Genomic DNA, 16,177 nt, shown 5'->3' on the forward strand with positions numbered 1-16,177 from the left:
AATCCTCGTATAGGTTTTTTCCTGCATTTTAGGCAATACCCTTGCGGTCCGTACGGGGATTGATGCCGGCGGCAGGATGGGAGAGATGGCGTGCAGATTTTCGGCAGGCGAAAAAAAACGCCCCGGCTTCCCGAGGCGTTTTTATCAGAGACGCGCGACGATTATTTTGTCACGGTCAGCAGAGTGCGTTTGCCATCCTTGTAGGTGTACAAGGTCAGCGAACCGTCCTTGATGTCGCCCTTTGGATCAAAAGCGATATCGCCAGTCACGCCCTTGTAGTGGATCTTGGCCAGTTCAGGCAGGTATTTCTTCGGATCGGAGGAACCGGCTTTTTGCATTGCCGACACCATCGCCATCAGCGCATCGTACTCGTACGGTGCGTAGATCACGACTTCCTGGTTGAACTTCTTCTGGTAAGCCACCTTGAAGGCTTCCAGCGCGGCCTTGCCTGCATCCGGCACACCGCCGGCTTCAGCGCAGACTACCTGGTCGTCTTTCAAGCCAGCGCCAGCGAGCTTGGCCAGCTCGGTGGTGCACAGGCCGTCGCCGCCCATGAACTTGGCCTTGATGCCCAGCTGGTCCATCTGACGCAGCATCGGACCGCCGACAGCATCCATGCCGCCGAAGAAGATCACGTCCGGATTCTTGGCCTTGATCGAAGTCAGGATGGCGTTGAAGTCAGTCGCTTTATCGTTGGTGAATTGCGTCGCCACGATAGTAGCGCCGGCCTTCTTGGCGCTCTTGGTGAACTCTTCTGCAACACCTTGGCCGTAGGCGGTACGGTCATCGATCACGGCAATATTCTTGCCCTTCAGGGTGTTGACCGCATAGCGGCCCAGGGTGCCGCCCAGCTGGCCATCGTTGGCGACCACGCGGAAGGCCGTGTTGAAGCCTTGCTGGGTGTATTTCGGATTGGTGGCGGAAGGCGAGATTTGCGGAATGCCGGCGTCGAAATAGATCTTCGATGCAGGAATCGTGGTGCCGGAATTCATGTGGCCGATAACACCCTTGACCTTGGCGTCCACCAGTTTCTGCGCAGCTGCCGTACCTTGTTTCGGATCGGAAGCGTCATCTTCGGAAGCCAATACGAAAGTCACTTTTTTGCCGCCGATCAGGGTGCCCTTGGCATTCAATTCATCGATTGCCATTTTGGCGCCGTTTTCATTGTCCTTGCCGATGTGGGCGTTAGGACCTGTGAGCGGGCTGACCTGGCCGATGGTGACTACTTCTTGTGCCGAAGCCGAGCCAGCAAAGGCGAAAGCCATGGCAATTGCACCTGCCAACGGAATCAATTTGATCTTGTTCTGCATGAATGTCCTCCTGAGGATTTAAAATAAAACAATCTAATTACAGTCTCACCGTCCGCTGCTTGTTTGTTATTAATTCGAACTTATTCTATGAATTTGTCCGAATTCAGCAACGTTACAACATAAAAAACGCTTCGCATAGAGGTTTTTGCGAATTCTTAACACACCATATGTGTCCCCACTGCAGCCCTTAATCCCTTGGCATGAGCAAACATCACACCCTAGATAAAGTCGACCGCAAGCTGCTTAACTTGCTGCAGCGCGACAATCAAATGCCGACCCGCACCTTGGCCGACAAAGCCCACATTTCCCAGCCGACCTGCCTGCGCCGCCTGCGCGACCTGCGCGACGCCGGCATCATCAGCGCCGACGTCTCGCTGGTCGATCCTTTTGCGCTCGGCTACGGCATGCTGGCCTTCCTCGAAATCTCGCTGAACCACCAGTCGGACGAGCACATGCAGGAATTCGAGCTGCGCATGAACAAGGAAGCCGAAGTCATGCAATGTTATTTCGTGTCAGGCGATTACGATTATTTCCTGGTCGTGCATGTGATCGATATGGATGCCTATTATCAGTTCGTGCGCCGGGTCATTTCAGGCTCCGGCAATGTCCGCCATTTCCAGTCTCGTTTCCCCATGAAGCGCGCCAAGTTCGTGACCCGCGTCGCCTTCGACGAAAAGCCGGCCACGGTCGAGGTGCGCATCGCCAAGTGATGCACTCCAACAGTGCGCCCGGACAATAAAAAGGCAGCGCTGCCGATTCCCGCGGATACATACGCAAAAACCGCGCCATGTCTCACCGGGCGAAAAAAAAGACCGATGCTGTCGCCAGCACCGGTCTTTTTTATCGCCTTGCTACAGCAGGCCTGGTGGTAATCATGCTTGCACCGGACGCGGCAGGATCAGCGGCTGCGGCGCTTGCCGCGGCATGCCGGTAAATGCGAAGTCGACTTCCGGCCGGCGGCCCGAGATGATCTCGGCGATGGCGCGGCCTGAGCCGCAGCCCATGGTCCAGCCGAGCGTACCGTGGCCGGTGTTGAGGAACAGGTTGCTGATCCTGGTCTTGCCGATATACGGCACATTGGATGGCGTCATCGGCCGCAAGCCGGTCCAGTAAACCGGATCGTCGTAATCGCAACCGTCGGGGAACAGCTCGCGAGTGCGGCGCGTGATCGCTTCGCAGCGGGTGGTGTTGAGTTCGCGCGTGTAGCCGTTCAGTTCGCAGGTGCCGGCCACCCGCAGGCGGTCGCCCAGGCGCGACACCACCAGCTTGTAGCCGTCGTCGGTGAGCGAAACGCTGGGCGCCGCCTCCGGGTTGGTGATGCGGTAGGTGGCGGAGTAACCCTTGCCCGGATAGATCATCAGCTCGATGCCGAGCGGCTTCAGCAGCGGCGTCGAGAAGCTGCCCATGGCGACCACGAACGCATCGGCATGCAGCACTTCATGGCGGCCGTCGGCATTGATGACCTCGACGCCGGTGATCTTGGCGCCGGCGCCGCTGCCTTCGGTGATCAGGCGAGTGACGCTGGTGTTGTACTGGAACTTGACGCCGGCTTCGGCAGCCTTGTCGGCCAGGCCGGAGGTGAATTTGTAGACGTCGCCCGATTCATCGGTGGCGGTAAAGTCGCCGCCGACGATCTTGTCGCGGATGCGCGCCAGCGCCGGTTCGATCCGGACCACTTCGTCGGCGCTGATGGAATCGCGCGGGCAGCCCAGGTCGCGCATCAGTTGCGCGGCAGGCAGCGAAATGTCGAATTCTTTTTGTTCGGTATAGAAATGCAGGATGCCGCGCGTCAGGCAATCGTAGTCGACGCCGGTTTCGGCGCGCACGGCTTGCAAGGTCTGGCGGCTGTATTCGCAGATGGCGACGATCTGGCGGATATTGTCGTTGGTGCGGGCCGGGGTGCACTCGCGCAAGAAATTCAGCGCCCACTTCCATTGCAGCCATTCCGGGCGGAAGCGGTACAGCAGCGGCGCATCTTCCTGCCCCAGCCATTTCAGCACCTTCAGCGGCGCCTGCGGATTGGCCCAGGGTTCGGCATGCGATACCGAAATCTGGCACCCGTTGGCAAAACTGGTCTCTTGCGCCGCGCCGGGCTGGCGTTCGATCACTGTCACATCGTGACCTTCCTTGTTCAGGAACCATGCAGAACTGGTTCCGATAACGCCAGCGCCCAATACAATTACTTTCATCTCATCTCCAAAAACCACTGTTTAATTACTCGCTGACGGCTGTCGAGCCACCATTTCAATAGCGCTATTGTAAGAAAACAGAGATTTTTTAGGCGATCAAAATGAGATCTGTTTTTTTTACTTTTATCTACCGCATTGCTAAATGTGATTGGAAAACAAAAAAATTAGGCTAAATGTTTGTTTTTTTTAATTTGACTAATTCCAGGCTTACGGCGCGGGAAATTACTTCGTCCAGGGTCTGGTGCAAACCTTCCCTGATTTGCGCCGCCATGCCTTCCACCGCGGTCTGCAAGACATCGGCCAGGCCGTCGCGCACCCTTTGCTCGATGACAAAATCGATGCGGTCCTGCAGCTGCTGCAGCACTTTTTCCCGGACTTCCGCTTCCAGCCGCTCCCAGTCATGCTGGCTCAGGGTGCGCACCGCGGTTTCTTCCTGCCGTATCCTGGGCAGGTCAAAACTGCCGTCGTCGTCCACCGCGGCGGGCGCAGCAGCCGCGCTTGCCGCGGCAGCTTGCGGCGTTTCTATAATGTCGGTCAAAGTCGGCAGCGGGACAATGACCTCGGTCAATAAAGGAATATTGGCGTCGAGATTGCTCATTACGGATTCCTCTATGGCTATACGTTGTCGGCGACGAAATGGGTCAGGGGGTAACCGCGTTGCTGGTAGAAGCGGTAGCGATCGCGGCCGCCGGCCTTGTCGTCGTCGGCCAGCGAGATGATTTCGAACATTCTTTCGAAGCGGGCGAAATGCTGCGGCGCCTTGCCGGACAGGTTGATCAGGATCTGGTGATGCGGCCATCCGGTTTCTTCGTCGGCGGCCAGGATCACCGGGGTTTGCGCCGCCAGCGGGTCGCCGGCCCTGACGTGAGGCAGAAAGTCGTGCTCTGAGAAGGTCCAGAGCGCGCGGTCGAGCGTCGCCAGATCCTCGGCGCTGCTGCTTAATATGACGATCTGGCGTTGTGCCGCGCGCGCTTTACGCACCAGTCGGCAGGTGTACAGGAACTTGTCCGAGATATTGGTGTGAAAGTCGATTTGCGTCATGAATAGTATGGGTAGGGCGGTCGCGTCTTAAAAACGGAATCCGGGCGGCGCGTTGCCGGCTGCCGGCGGAGTGTCGCCATTGCTGGCGCTGCCGGCGGCCGCTGGGGCGATCTTGCCGGGCTCGACAACGGTTGGCGCAGCGGCGACCGGAGCGGCATTGCGATAGGTTTTTGGCAAGCGGCTGGTTTCCGGATAACCGGCGGCTGTCAGCGCCGCGCCCCAGGCGGGGGAAGAAAAGCCGCTTTCCTTGTTGCGGCCGACTGTCAGTATCGGCAGCTGGTTTTCACTGGTGACCTTGCGCAAGGCGGCAATATCTTCATTGCTCTTGACGGTCTTTTCACTGAACGGGATGCCGCGCTCGTTCAGCATTTTGCGGCCATCGTCGCACGGAATGCATTTCTCCGAGCTGTACAGAGTGACCGGACTATTCTTGACCGCCTGCGCCAGTTCATAAGGCAAGCCGTCGTTGACGTCGCTGATGCCGGCGCCGGTTTTCTGTTGCGTCACGTTACCCTTGGCAGGCGGGATGTCGCTATAGGTAACTTTGCCGTCGGGGCCGGTCGATTTGTACAGTTGCGCTTGCGCGCCGGCGGCCAGCGTCAGCAGAAAAACCGTTGCAGCGAATTTAGTCCCAGCTTTCATCCTTTTCCCCTATTGTAAGAATCGCCGTTGTACAGCGAAGGTTTGGTAGTGGTATTGCATCGATCCAGTTGCTTCCTGCTTCTTTGATTACTTATGCCGCCATGCCGCTATGGCGCAGCAAGGCGTCTATGTTTGGTTCGCGTCCGCGGAAGGCCTTGAACGATTCCAGCGCCGGGCGCGAGCCGCCGACGGCCAGGATTTCGGCGTGGAACTTCTTTCCGGTCTCTGCCGACACCACGTTGCCGCCGCGCGAGGCGGCCTCTTCAAACGCGCTGTAGGCATCGGCCGACAGCACTTCGGCCCATTTGTAGCTGTAATAGCCGGCAGCATAACCGCCGGCGAAAATGTGGCCGAACGAATGCTGGAAGCGATTGAAGGGTGGCGGGCTGATGACCGCGATCTTGCTGCGCACCTGGTTGATCACATCCTGCACGCTTTGGCTGCCATACGGATCATAGTCGTCGTGCAAGCGCATGTCGAACAGGGAAAACTCGACCTGGCGCAAAGCCTGCAGCCCGGACTGGAAATTCTTGGCGGCGGTCATCTTGTCGAACAGCGCGCGCGGCAAAGGCGCGCCGCTTTCCGCTTCCGATGTCATGTGCTGCAAGACATCCCACTCCCAGCAGAAGTTCTCCATGAACTGCGAAGGCAGTTCGACCGCATCCCACTCGACGCCCGAAATGCCGGACACGCCGATTTCGTCGACCTGGGTCAGCATGTGGTGCAAGCCGTGGCCGAACTCATGGAACAGGGTGATCACTTCGTCATGGGTAAACAAGGCCGGTTTGGCCGCGCCGTCGACTATCGCCGGCGCCGTGAAATTGCAGGTCAGGTAAGCGATCGGGGTCTGGATTTCGCTGCCGAGGCGGCGCCGGGCGCGCGCGTCGTCCATCCATGCGCCGCCGCGCTTGCCGTTGCGGGCATACAGGTCGAGGTAAAACTGGCCGATCAGCTTGCCGTCTTTCTGGATCCGGAAAAACTTGACGTCGGGGTGCCACACCGCGGCCCGGTCGGCGCTGATGTCGACGGAAAACAGTTTCTGCACCAGCTGGAACAAGCCTGCGACTACCACCGGCTCAGGAAAATACTGTTTCACTTCCTGTTCCGAGAAAGCATAGCGCTGTTCGCGCAGCTTTTCCGCGGCATACGCCAGGTCCCAGGCTTCCAGCGCGGCCAGGTCCAGCTGTTCCGCGGCGAACGCGCGCAGTTCGGCCAGATCTTGCTCGGCAAACGGACGAGCGCGCTGGCCCAGGTCTTCCAGGAAAAGCATCACTTCAGCCGGGGTCTTGGCCATCTTGCGCACCAGCGACAGCTCGGCGTAATTCTTGAAACCCAGCAGCTTTGCTTCTTCATTGCGCAAGCGCAGGATCTCAACGATATTCGCGCTGTTGTCCCATTCCGGCTTTTCGCCCAGTTCGGAAGCCTTGGTGGCATTGGCGCGATAGATCTTTTCGCGCAGGGCGCGGTTGTCCGCGTATTGCAGGATAGGGAAATAGGATGGGAAATGCAGCGTGAATTTGTAACCCGGCTTGCCGTCCTGCTCGGCGGCGGCGCGCGCGGCCTGGCGTACATCGTCCGGCAGCCCGGCCAGTTCGGCTTCGTCGTCGACGAACAGGCCGTAGGCGTTGGTGGCGTCGAGGATGTTTTCCGAGAACTTGGTGGTCAGCGCTGCGTGTTTTTCCTGGATTTCGGCGAAGCGGGCCTTTTTGGCCGGCGCCAGTTCGGCGCCGCCCAGCCTGAAATCGCGCAGGGCGTTGTTGACGATCTTGCGGCGCGCCTCCGACAGCTCGGCAAAATCGAGATTGTTCTTGATGGCTTTATATTTGTCGAACAGGGCCAGGTTTTGCGCCAGCGCGGTCCAGAATTCGATCAGTTTCGGCTGGTTTTCGTTATACGCGGCGCGCAGGTCCGGCGTGTCGGCTACCGCATTCAGATGGCTGACAATGCCCCAGGCGCGGCCCAGCTTCTCCGTCACGTGTTCCAGCGGGACTACAAAATTGTCCCAGGTCACGGCGTCGGTCGAGGCTTCCAGCAAGGTCACCACGGTATGCGCCTGCTGCAGCAGCGCCGCGATCGCCGGGCTGATGTCGGCCGGCTTGATCTGGTCGAATTTGGCCAGGCCGGTAAAGTCGAGCAGGGGATTGCTGGTTTGAATAGTGGTCATTGCAATTACATTCTTTCTGCGGCTTCGATGGTATTGACCAGCAGCATGGTGATGGTCATCGGCCCGACGCCGCCCGGCACCGGGGTGATGTAACCCGCCACTTCCTTGGCGTTGGCAAAATCGACATCGCCGCACAGCTTGCCGTTATCGTCGCGGTTCATGCCGACATCGATCACGGCAGCGCCCGGCTTGACCATGTCGGCGGTGACGATATTGCGCTTGCCGGTAGCCACCACCAGGATGTCGGCCATGCGCGTGTGCAGGCCAAGGTCGCGGGTCTTTGAATTACAGATGGTGACGGTGGCGCCAGCCTGCAAGAGCAGCATGGCTTGCGGCTTGCCGACGATATTCGAGGCGCCGACGATCACCGCATGGGCGCCGCGCACCGGGAAATTCACCGATTCCAGCATTTTCATCACGCCGTAAGGGGTGCAAGGGCGAAACAGCGGCTGGCCGGTCATCAGCAGGCCAGCGTTGCTGATATGGAAACCGTCGACGTCTTTTTCGGCGGCGATGGCTTCGATCACCTTATGCGCGTCGATATGCGCCGGCAACGGCAGCTGCACCAGGATGCCGTTGATCTTCGGGTCGTGGTTCAAGGCATCGATACGCGCCAGCAGGGCCGCTTCGGTCAGGTCGGCATCATATTTTTCCAGCACTGAATGCAAGCCGTTGTCTTCGCAAGCCTTGACCTTGTTGCGCACATACACCTGCGAAGCCGGGCTATCGCCGACCAGGATCACCGCCAGGCCGGGCTGTTTGCCCTGCGCGGTCAACGCGGCGGCGCGTTTGGCGACGTCGGCGCGGAGTTGTTGGGAGAGGAGGTTTCCGTCGATCAGTTGGGCTGGCATAGTAGAGGCAATGAAAATTGAAAGCAAAGCAGGATTATAAGGGGTGCGCGCGCCGAAGGCTCTGCCGGTGATGCGTTGCCGTGTGGAAATTTGCGAATATTTGCCGTTTTTTTGCCGACCCGTTCTTGCCGGCCTGCGCGAATCCGCTGGAAATTGCCGATTTGATAAAGCCAGGCCTCGCCCAGCGTACTTCCTGAGCGCGCGGCCGATTGTAATTTGCGGTCCAGGCGGCATCCGACGCGTTCTTTCATTTTCGGCTATTCTCGCCTTCTACGACATCTGCATGTCACTAATCATGGCCGCAATCATGCAACCGGCGGCTGCATGGCCAGAGCTGACAAATTTGAAAAAAAGGATGCTGAATTGACCGATCATTACACTCGCCGGCTGGCGCTGCTAGGGCAAGAGCAGCACCGCGGCTTGCTGGGCCAGGGCCTGCGCGGCATCGAAAGAGAAACCCTGCGCGTCGAGGACGACGGCCGGCTGGCCCTGACGCCGCACCCGCGCGCGCTGGGCTCGGCGCTGACCCATCCGCAGATCACCACCGACTATTCGGAATCGCTGCTGGAATTCATTACCCCGGCCGAGCACGACATTGCGACCGCGCTGACCGAACTGGACGCGATCCACCGTTTCGTCTACACCAAGCTGGGCGACGAACTGCTGTGGAGCCAGTCGATGCCGGCCCATTTGCCGGCGGAAGAGCAGATTCCGATCGCCTGGTATGGCACGTCCCACATGGGGACCCTGAAACACGTCTACCGGCGCGGCCTGGCGCTGCGTTACGGCAAGCGCATGCAATGCATCGCCGGCATCCATTACAACTATTCGCTGGCCGAAGGCGTATGGCAGGCTTTGCAGCAGGCCGAAGGCGCGAGCGGCACGGCAGTGCATTTTCAGTCGGAAAGCTATATTGCACTGGTGCGCAATTTTCGCCGCTACAGCTGGCTGCTGATGTACTTGTTCGGCGCTTCACCGGCCTTGTCCAAGTGTTTCCTGGACGGCCGCGACCATCGGCTGGAAGAACTGGACAAAGACACCCTGTACCTGCCGTACGCCACCAGCCTGCGCATGAGCGACCTCGGCTACACCAGCGAAGCCCAGGCCCGCCTGACGCCGCAGTTCAACAGCCTCGACAGCTATATCAAGAGCCTGGCGCGTGCGGTTAGCCAGCCTTACCCGCCGTACGCAGAAATCGGCACCCATCGCAACGGCGAGTGGGTGCAGATCAACACCAACATCCTGCAGATCGAAAACGAGTACTACTCGACCATCCGGCCGAAACGCGTGATCAATTCCGGCGAACGGCCGATCCAGGCGCTTTCCGCGCGCGGCGTGCAATACATTGAAGTGCGCTGCATGGACATCGACCCGTTCGAACCGATGGGCATCAACCTGGAAACCTCGCGTTTCCTCGATGCCTTCCTGTTGTTCTGCGCACTCGACGACAGCCCGTTGACCAGCGATGAAGAAAGCCTGGAAAACACCGAGAATTTCTCGCGTGCAGTGAAGGAAGGGCGGCGTCCCGGTTTGCAGTTGCGGCGCGACGGCAATCCGGTCGGCCTGCAAACCTGGGGCAAGGAACTGATGCAGCGCATCGGTTCGGCGGCAGCCCTGCTCGATGCCCAGCGCAGCGACGGCGCCCATGCGGCATCGCTGGCGAAACAAAACCTCAAGCTGGAATCGGTTGAATTGACGCCGTCGGCGAAGGTATTGGCGATCCTGCGCGACAACCAGGAATCGTTCGCCAGCTTTGCGCTGCGCCAGAGCAAGGCGCATGCGGCATATTTCCTGGCGCATCCTCCGAGCCCGGAACAACGCAATTATTTCGAAACGCTGGCGGCGACGTCCTTGTCGGAGCAGGAAAGCCTGGAGCGCAGCCAGACCGGGGATTTCGATACTTTTGTCGCGGCTTATCGCGCCAGTACGCTGGGCAACATGAGCGTTTAGGAAGTATAAGCAACTCTTGCAGGCGCCGGCGGCTTACGCCGCCGGCTGAGCCTATAGGCATGCAGTGGCCAAGGGCAATTTTTCAGCCAATCCCTGGCGTGCGTCCTGCACTGCCAGCGCCACGGCTTCCGAGCCGAAGACCAATCCTTGTAGCGGGAAAAAATGCACATCGCTGATGCCGATCGATGCCAGCGCATAGCGCAGGTACGGCGTCAGGAAGTCAGCCTGTTTCGCCCGTTCTCCCACATGAAAACCGCCAGAGCTGACCAGTACAAAGGTCGGGCGGTCTTTGATCAGTCCGACCTTGCCTTGCGGCGTCGCATGGAAACTGCGATTGATGCGGATCACATGGTCGAGCCACAGTTTGAGCGCGGCGGGGACGGTGAAGTTGTGCATCGGCGTGACGATGAACAGCATGTCGTGCTGTTCCAGTTCGGCGATCAGGCGTTCCGACCATTCGAATGCCTTTGCATCGGCCGCCGTTTGCGAAGTGAGGGCAATTGCATAATCGCGCCCGATTGGCGGAATGGGCGTTTTCACCAGGTCGCGTTCGGTGATCTGTACGTTGTCGATGCCCGATGCGGCAATCGCTTCCTTTGCGAGTTGATAACCATGGCTGGCATCGCTGTGCGGGCCGCTGTTCAATAGCAGAGTACGTGTCATGTGGTGGCTTCCTGTGTAAGCGGTTCGACGAAATGCATGCCCTTGGCAAGCAGTCCCTGGCGGAAGTAAAAGCGCTGCGCCAGCGCCATGTGCAAGCCGGTATCCAGTACAAAATGCTTGCAGCGCAATGCGACGGCTTGTTGCCGTGCTGCCTGCAACAGGCGTTCGCCGAGCCCGGAGCGATGCAAGGAAGCTGTTACCACCAGGTCATCGACGTAAACGAAACGGCCGTATATCAGATTGTCTTGCAGACGGTAGCCGGCAAGTCCGACGATGGCGCCGTCGGACCATGCCGCAAGCAAGCGATATCCTTGGGTGCGTTGCCGCGCGACCTGCGCGCCGTATGTTGCGCGATCGCTCAGATGCGGCCGCAATTCCTTCATCACGGAAAACGACGCTTCCAGGTCGGTGTCGCTTTCGATGTGTTTTATTTCTACCTGGGACTGCATGCATTTCTCCAGAAAATTGGCGCCGCTCTAACGTTGTGCCGGCAGAGCGGGGCGAATCGATACTCCCGTTCCGGTTTGTCGAGCCGGCTGCGACTTGCTGAACCAGGCGGCAAACCCTGTGTCGCCGAGGCGCGCGGCGCCGGCCGGCGTCAGCGATTGATCGTTGATTTGCGCGCCGAAGTAGGCCGCGTTGGCATCCGGCACGACGATGCGTTTGTCGCCGCGGGCGTTCAGGTAGCGCTGCATCAGGTCGGCAAGCCCGATCTTTTCCGGACCGGCCGCATCGAATGTGCCGTTGATCGCTTGCACCAGCGCTGTGTCCGATACGATCGCCGCGATGTCGTCCGATGAAATCGGTTGCACATGCGCCGGCGACAAGCGGATTTCGTTGCCGACCGTGCCGGACTGCGCAATGCTGCCGAGGAATTCGAAGAACTGCGTCGAGCGCACGATGGTGTACGGCAGCGTCGATGCCTTGACCAGGTTTTCCTGCGCCATCTTGGCGCGGAAGTAGCCGCTGTCGAGCATGCGCTCGGTGCCGACCACCGACAGCGCAATGTGATGCTTGACGCCGGCTGCCTGTTCCGCGGCAAGCAGGTTGCGGCCGGAGGTTTCAAAGAATTCGAGCACGGCCTTGTCTTCGAACGAAGGCGAGTTGCTCAAATCGATGACGACCTGTGCGCCTTTGACTGCATCCGCCAAGCCTTCGCCGGTCATTGTATTGATGCCGGTGCTCGGCGAGCCGGCGACGACGTCGTAACCGAGCTGACGCAGATTGGCGGCGACTTTCGATCCGATCAGGCCGCTGCCGCCGATGATGAGGATTTTCATGGAATGCCTTTCAATGTGTCCCCGTCAATGGGCGATGGACTTGTGAACCAGATTGCGGAAGCTGCCGGCAATTACACTGGCATCTTGCGGAACGCGATGGCAAACCGGTTCCAGGTGTTGATCGACGTGATGAGTAGTGTCAGTTCAACCAGTTCGGCGTCGGTGAAATGCGGGCGGACTGTTTCCCACACTGCGTCCGGCACATGGTTTTGCGAAACCAGCGTCAGCGATTCGGTCCATGCCAGCGCCGCGCGCTCACGGTCGCTGAAGAACGGAGTTTCGCGCCAGGCCGAGACGGTAGCCATGCGGCGTTCCGATTCGCCGGCCTTGCGGGCGTCGGCCACATGCATGTCGAGGCAGAATGCACAGCCGTTGATTTGCGACGCACGCAGGCGGACCAGTTCCTTGAGCAGGATGTCCAGCGTGCCTTTGTTGATCTGGTTTTCAACACCCATCAAGGCCTTGATGGCGTCTTTGTCGGCAGTGTAGAAGTCGAGGCGAGTTTGCATTTGAAGCTCCTTGGTTAGGTAAATCGAAGTAAATTGGCGTTTGCTTGAGGTGTAGTATGCGAGAATCATGGCCATGTTAGAAGGGCCAAGAAATAACAAAAGGACTAGTCCATGAAGTTTGCCAAGCCCGTTGCCAAGCCCGAGCTGGACCTGCACATCGATCGCGCGCTGGAATTGCCCATGTATCAACAGATATGCCAGCGTTTCAAGACCGCGATCGAGCGGGGCAACCTGCATGCGGGCGATCGCGTGCCGGCGGTACGGGCGCTGGCGACCGAACTGAATCTGGCGCGCGGCACGGTCGAAATGGCTTATCGCATCCTGGCGGACGAGGGCTATCTGCAGGTCAGGGGCGCCGCCGGCACCGTGGTATCGCCGTCTTTGCCGCCGCCGGCAGTCCTCAAGCCGCAAACCGCAATGGCCGGACAGGGCCATGCAGTCATCGTCGACCACGACGGCAAGGCGCCGAAGCCGCTGCAGATGGGTTTGCCTGCGCTCGACGCATTCCCGCGCAAGGTATGGAACCGGCTGGTCGGCCATCGCCTGCGCAGCAGCGAAGCGGCGCGGCTGGCCTATCCCGATCCTGCCGGTTATGACCGTTTGCGTGAAAGGATTGCGACTTACCTGGGCGTCTCGCGCGGCGTGACCTGCCTGCCGGAACAGGTGTTCATCACGACCGGCTTGCGCAATACGCTGGAACTGACCTTCAGCAGCCTTTCCACTGCCGGCGATGCGTTCTGGTTGGAAGATCCCGGCTATATTTTTGCCCGCCTGTTCCTGCAAAATACCGCGGTCAAGGTGGTGCCGGTGCCGGTCGATGAACATGGCTTGATGGTGGAAGAAGGCAAGCGGCTCAGTCCGTACGCAAAATTCGCCATGGTCACGCCGTCGCACCAAAGCCCGCTTGGCGTGACGCTGTCGCTGGAACGCCGGATGGCGCTTCTGGAGTGGGCCAGCAAAGCCGGCAGCTGGATTGTCGAAGACGACTACGATAGCGAGTTTCGTTACCAGGGGCGGCCGCTGCCGGCACTGAAAAGCCTGGACCGCAATGACCGCGTCATTTACAGCGGCACCTTCAGCAAGGCGATGTTTCCGGGATTAAGGCTGGCTTATGCCGTGGCGCCGGTCAGCGCGGTTGCACGCTTCCAGGCTGCCTCCCACAACCTGAACGCGGGCTGTCCCTACCTGTTCCAGGCAGGCATTGCCGACTTTATCGCCGAAGGGCATTTCTCAAGGCATCTGAAAAAAATGCGCCTGTTGTACGCCGAACGGCGAGCGGTGACCTCACGCGTTTTCCAGGAAGTATTGGGCGACCGGATAAGGATCGATCTGCAGCCGGGCGGTTTGCATGTACTGGCGAAGCTGGCTGATCACGAAGACGATGTCATGCTGGCCGGCCGTGCGCGGACTGCAGGTCTGGCCGTGCATCCTTTGTCGCGCTGGTACATCAATGCAAAGCCGCAGCAGGGATTGTTGCTGGGTTTTGCCAATATTGTCGATGAGAAGGATGCTATGCGCCTGGCGCTGAGGCTGAAACAAGCATTGGTATAGCGTCGGGCGCGGGCCATGGGTGTTTGATAGCGCCCGGTGAGCACCCGCGACGCGTTCGCATCCCGTAGGAGATTTTTGACTACATCAACGCTGCCACCGGATAGCGTCGCCATTCCGGCTCGGCATGGCGCCGGCCGTGGGTGAACAGAAACCAGAGCACCGCTTGCGGATCGGACAATTGCGCCGGATGCGCGGACTTCCATTCGTCGAACGCCTGCCGCAGCGCCGGCTCGTCGGCCAGCATCTGCAAGGCCGTGTCCTCGAAGACATAGGCTGAGATGGAGGCCTGCTTCCTCTCCAGCACGCTGTTGAAGAACCCCCAGCGGAAGAAGCTGTCGTGCGCTTCGGGCTCCAGGGTCTCGACCGCGTAGCGGGCCTGGGGCTGGTCGAGAGGCACCAGCATGTCACCCGCGCGCGCCTGGATGGTCTCGGAGTGCGTGCTCAGCAGCACCCGGTCATGGAACATATGGCCTTCGTAGGCGGTCGCGCGCGTGCCGACCTCCAGCACCCGGTACACCCGGGCCGCATCGAACAGCCGGTCGGCGTCCAGACGCTGCAGCGCGACGCCGTTCCACTCCAGCCGTTCGATCACCTCGCGCCAGGCCTGGGGCACCAGGTAGGCCTTCGGCGCCGTCACCACCTGTTCCTCGACACAGCGGTCGAAGTGGACGATGTCCTTCTCCCACGGCTGGCTGCGGTCGTAGGCGAGCCGTTGATAGTCGCCCAGCAGGCTCGGCGTACGCATCGCCGCGTAGCCCTTGAAGCGAAGGCGCGCCGGCCGCTGGTGGTCGTTGCGCCAGCGCAGCGGCCACTGCGTGCGGCGCGCGGCGTCGGCCCGCGCATCGCGCCGCAGTTGCTGAATGCGCCGCGCCTGCGCCACGCTGAAGTCCAGCACCACCTCGACCAGCGTGCGCGTCGCCGCCACGCGGTCGACGAAGGGCTTGAGCATGTGGGTCTCGGGCATGAAGCCGATGGTGTGGTGCAGCGCGGCGTAGCCAGTGGAGAAGCGCGGCAGATCGAGAAAATCTTCGATGCCGTCGTCCGGCGTCTCGGCCAGCAGGTTGACGTAAGGGCAGGTCGGCCAGCCGCGCCTCTGCATGTCGCCATAGATCGCGGGCAGCATGCGCTCGCGCAGGAACTCTCCCAGGCCGCCGCCTAGCTTGTCGGGCTGGGTCGGGATCAGGGTCATGGCGTAGGCGTAGTCGGCGCCGTTGGAGGTGTGGGTGTCGACCATCACATCCGGGTCCCAGGCGTTGAAGAAGCGGTTGAACACTTGGGCGGCCAGGCTGTCGCACTTGATGAAGTCGCGGTTCAGGTCGAGGTGGCGGCCGTTGCCCCGAAAGCCGAACGCCTCGGGACCGAGCTGGTTCGCCCGCGAGCTGGACTGACGGTTCACGCAGCCGTCGACATTGTAGACCGGGATGAAAAGGAACACCGTGTCGCCGAGCGCCGCCAGCCGCTCGGGCTCAAGGCAGAAGTCGCGCACCAGCGCCATGCAGACATCGATGCCTTCGGGCTCGCCGGGATGGATGCCGTTGTTGTTGAAGAACACCGGGCGCCCCTGCTCGCGCAAGTTGTCGCGGTCGAACACGCCGTCGGCCGTGATCAGGCCGGCATGCATCGGCAGGCCGGTGTCGGACGTGCCGATCCGCCACCATCGCAGCACACCCGGGAATCGCTCGGCTAGCCGCTCGTAGAAGGCGATGCATTCGGCCCAGGTGGAGGTCTGGTTGCCATTGCCGAGTTCGAAGGGGGTGGGATAGGCAACGCTGGTCGGGGACGTCATGCATGACTCCTTTTTTTTCGTGGTGTCGAGAATACGCCAATTTGACGGTCCGCATCTACAGTGCGGAATATGGAGCAGGGGTGGCACATCGGAAAACCGTCGGTCGCGACGGACCGCTCTTGGCCGTTTCGAGCCAGCCACGACAGGTTGATTTCAATCAGCAAGAGACATTCGCAAATCTTGGAAGCGGTCATTCAACGCCCCAAGTTCAAGGGCTAATTCGGTAAATGTTCACTGACGA

The 16,177-nt window shown here is 60.1% G+C and carries 16 protein-coding genes; 3 read left to right on the forward strand and 13 right to left on the reverse strand.

What is annotated here, in order from left to right; all coding sequences use genetic code 11:
• Positions 1-161: 161 nt before the first annotated feature.
• Positions 162-1,310: a branched-chain amino acid ABC transporter substrate-binding protein gene (locus CFU_RS04665; protein WP_041741316.1), complete on the reverse strand. Its 1,149-nt coding sequence runs from the start codon at positions 1,308-1,310 to the stop codon at positions 162-164.
• Positions 1,311-1,510: 200 nt separating this feature from the next.
• On the opposite strand from CFU_RS04665, the gene CFU_RS04670 reads away from it, so the two are divergent.
• On the forward strand, positions 1,511-2,020 hold the full coding sequence (locus tag CFU_RS04670) for an Lrp/AsnC family transcriptional regulator (protein ID WP_014004890.1): 510 nt from the start codon (positions 1,511-1,513) through the stop codon (positions 2,018-2,020).
• Between the two features lie 162 nt (positions 2,021-2,182).
• On the opposite strand, the gene CFU_RS04675 is transcribed toward CFU_RS04670, so the two are convergent.
• From CFU_RS04675 to CFU_RS24355, 7 genes are all read right to left on the reverse strand, one after another.
• Complete coding sequence (locus tag CFU_RS04675; protein WP_041741317.1) at positions 2,183-3,499, reverse strand: D-amino acid dehydrogenase; 1,317 nt, start codon at positions 3,497-3,499, stop codon at positions 2,183-2,185.
• 169 nt (positions 3,500-3,668) lie between these two features.
• Positions 3,669-4,097, reverse strand: coding sequence for a hypothetical protein (locus tag CFU_RS04680; RefSeq protein WP_041741318.1), 429 nt, complete (start codon positions 4,095-4,097; stop codon positions 3,669-3,671).
• Positions 4,098-4,114: 17 nt separating this feature from the next.
• On the reverse strand, positions 4,115-4,540 hold the full coding sequence (locus CFU_RS04685) for a DNA polymerase III subunit chi (RefSeq protein WP_014004892.1): 426 nt from the start codon (positions 4,538-4,540) through the stop codon (positions 4,115-4,117).
• A 27-nt stretch (positions 4,541-4,567) separates the two neighbouring features.
• Positions 4,568-5,182, reverse strand: a complete 615-nt coding sequence (locus CFU_RS04690; RefSeq protein WP_014004893.1) for a glutaredoxin family protein — start codon at positions 5,180-5,182, stop codon at positions 4,568-4,570.
• Between the two features lie 91 nt (positions 5,183-5,273).
• A complete protein-coding gene (locus tag CFU_RS04695) occupies positions 5,274-7,346 on the reverse strand; it encodes a M3 family metallopeptidase (RefSeq protein WP_014004894.1) in 2,073 nt (690 codons plus the stop codon).
• A gap of 5 nt (positions 7,347-7,351) precedes the next feature.
• The gene (folD, locus tag CFU_RS04700) at positions 7,352-8,197 is read right to left on the reverse strand and encodes a bifunctional methylenetetrahydrofolate dehydrogenase/methenyltetrahydrofolate cyclohydrolase FolD (RefSeq protein ID WP_041741319.1); all 846 of its coding nucleotides are present in this window, start codon (positions 8,195-8,197) and stop codon (positions 7,352-7,354) included.
• Positions 8,182-8,448: a hypothetical protein gene (locus tag CFU_RS24355; protein ID WP_148264759.1), complete on the reverse strand. Its 267-nt coding sequence runs from the start codon at positions 8,446-8,448 to the stop codon at positions 8,182-8,184. The genes folD and CFU_RS24355 overlap by 16 nt, the downstream gene beginning before the upstream one ends.
• Before the next feature lie 112 nt (positions 8,449-8,560).
• Between CFU_RS24355 and gshA the strand changes: the two genes are divergently transcribed.
• Positions 8,561-10,147 (forward strand): glutamate--cysteine ligase, encoded by a 1,587-nt coding sequence (gene gshA / locus CFU_RS04705; RefSeq protein WP_041742998.1) that lies wholly within the window; start codon positions 8,561-8,563, stop codon positions 10,145-10,147.
• A 51-nt stretch (positions 10,148-10,198) separates the two neighbouring features.
• Here the strand turns inward: gshA and CFU_RS04710 are convergent, their stop codons facing one another.
• From CFU_RS04710 to CFU_RS04725, 4 genes are all read right to left on the reverse strand, one after another.
• A complete protein-coding gene (locus CFU_RS04710; RefSeq protein WP_014004898.1) occupies positions 10,199-10,810 on the reverse strand; it encodes an FMN-dependent NADH-azoreductase in 612 nt (203 codons plus the stop codon).
• Positions 10,807-11,259: a GNAT family N-acetyltransferase gene (locus CFU_RS04715; RefSeq protein ID WP_014004899.1), complete on the reverse strand. Its 453-nt coding sequence runs from the start codon at positions 11,257-11,259 to the stop codon at positions 10,807-10,809. The genes CFU_RS04710 and CFU_RS04715 overlap by 4 nt, the downstream gene beginning before the upstream one ends.
• Positions 11,260-11,286: 27 nt before the next feature.
• Positions 11,287-12,090, reverse strand: a complete 804-nt coding sequence (locus CFU_RS04720) for an SDR family oxidoreductase (protein ID WP_014004900.1) — start codon at positions 12,088-12,090, stop codon at positions 11,287-11,289.
• A gap of 71 nt (positions 12,091-12,161) precedes the next feature.
• Positions 12,162-12,599 carry a carboxymuconolactone decarboxylase family protein gene (locus CFU_RS04725; protein ID WP_041741320.1) on the reverse strand — a complete coding sequence of 146 codons (438 nt, stop codon included), beginning with the start codon at positions 12,597-12,599 and terminating at the stop codon, positions 12,162-12,164.
• Positions 12,600-12,710: 111 nt separating this feature from the next.
• Between CFU_RS04725 and CFU_RS04730 the strand changes: the two genes are divergently transcribed.
• Positions 12,711-14,150 carry a PLP-dependent aminotransferase family protein gene (locus tag CFU_RS04730; RefSeq protein WP_014004902.1) on the forward strand — a complete coding sequence of 480 codons (1,440 nt, stop codon included), beginning with the start codon at positions 12,711-12,713 and terminating at the stop codon, positions 14,148-14,150.
• 79 nt (positions 14,151-14,229) lie between these two features.
• On the opposite strand, the gene CFU_RS04735 is transcribed toward CFU_RS04730, so the two are convergent.
• Entirely contained in the window at positions 14,230-15,936 is a 1,707-nt protein-coding gene (locus CFU_RS04735; RefSeq protein WP_041741321.1) for a M14 family zinc carboxypeptidase, read from the reverse strand.
• Between the last annotated feature and the right edge of the window lie 241 nt (positions 15,937-16,177).

The sequence above is a fragment of the Collimonas fungivorans Ter331 genome (assembly GCF_000221045.1).
GTDB classification, from domain to species: domain Bacteria; phylum Pseudomonadota; class Gammaproteobacteria; order Burkholderiales; family Burkholderiaceae_D; genus Collimonas; species Collimonas fungivorans_A.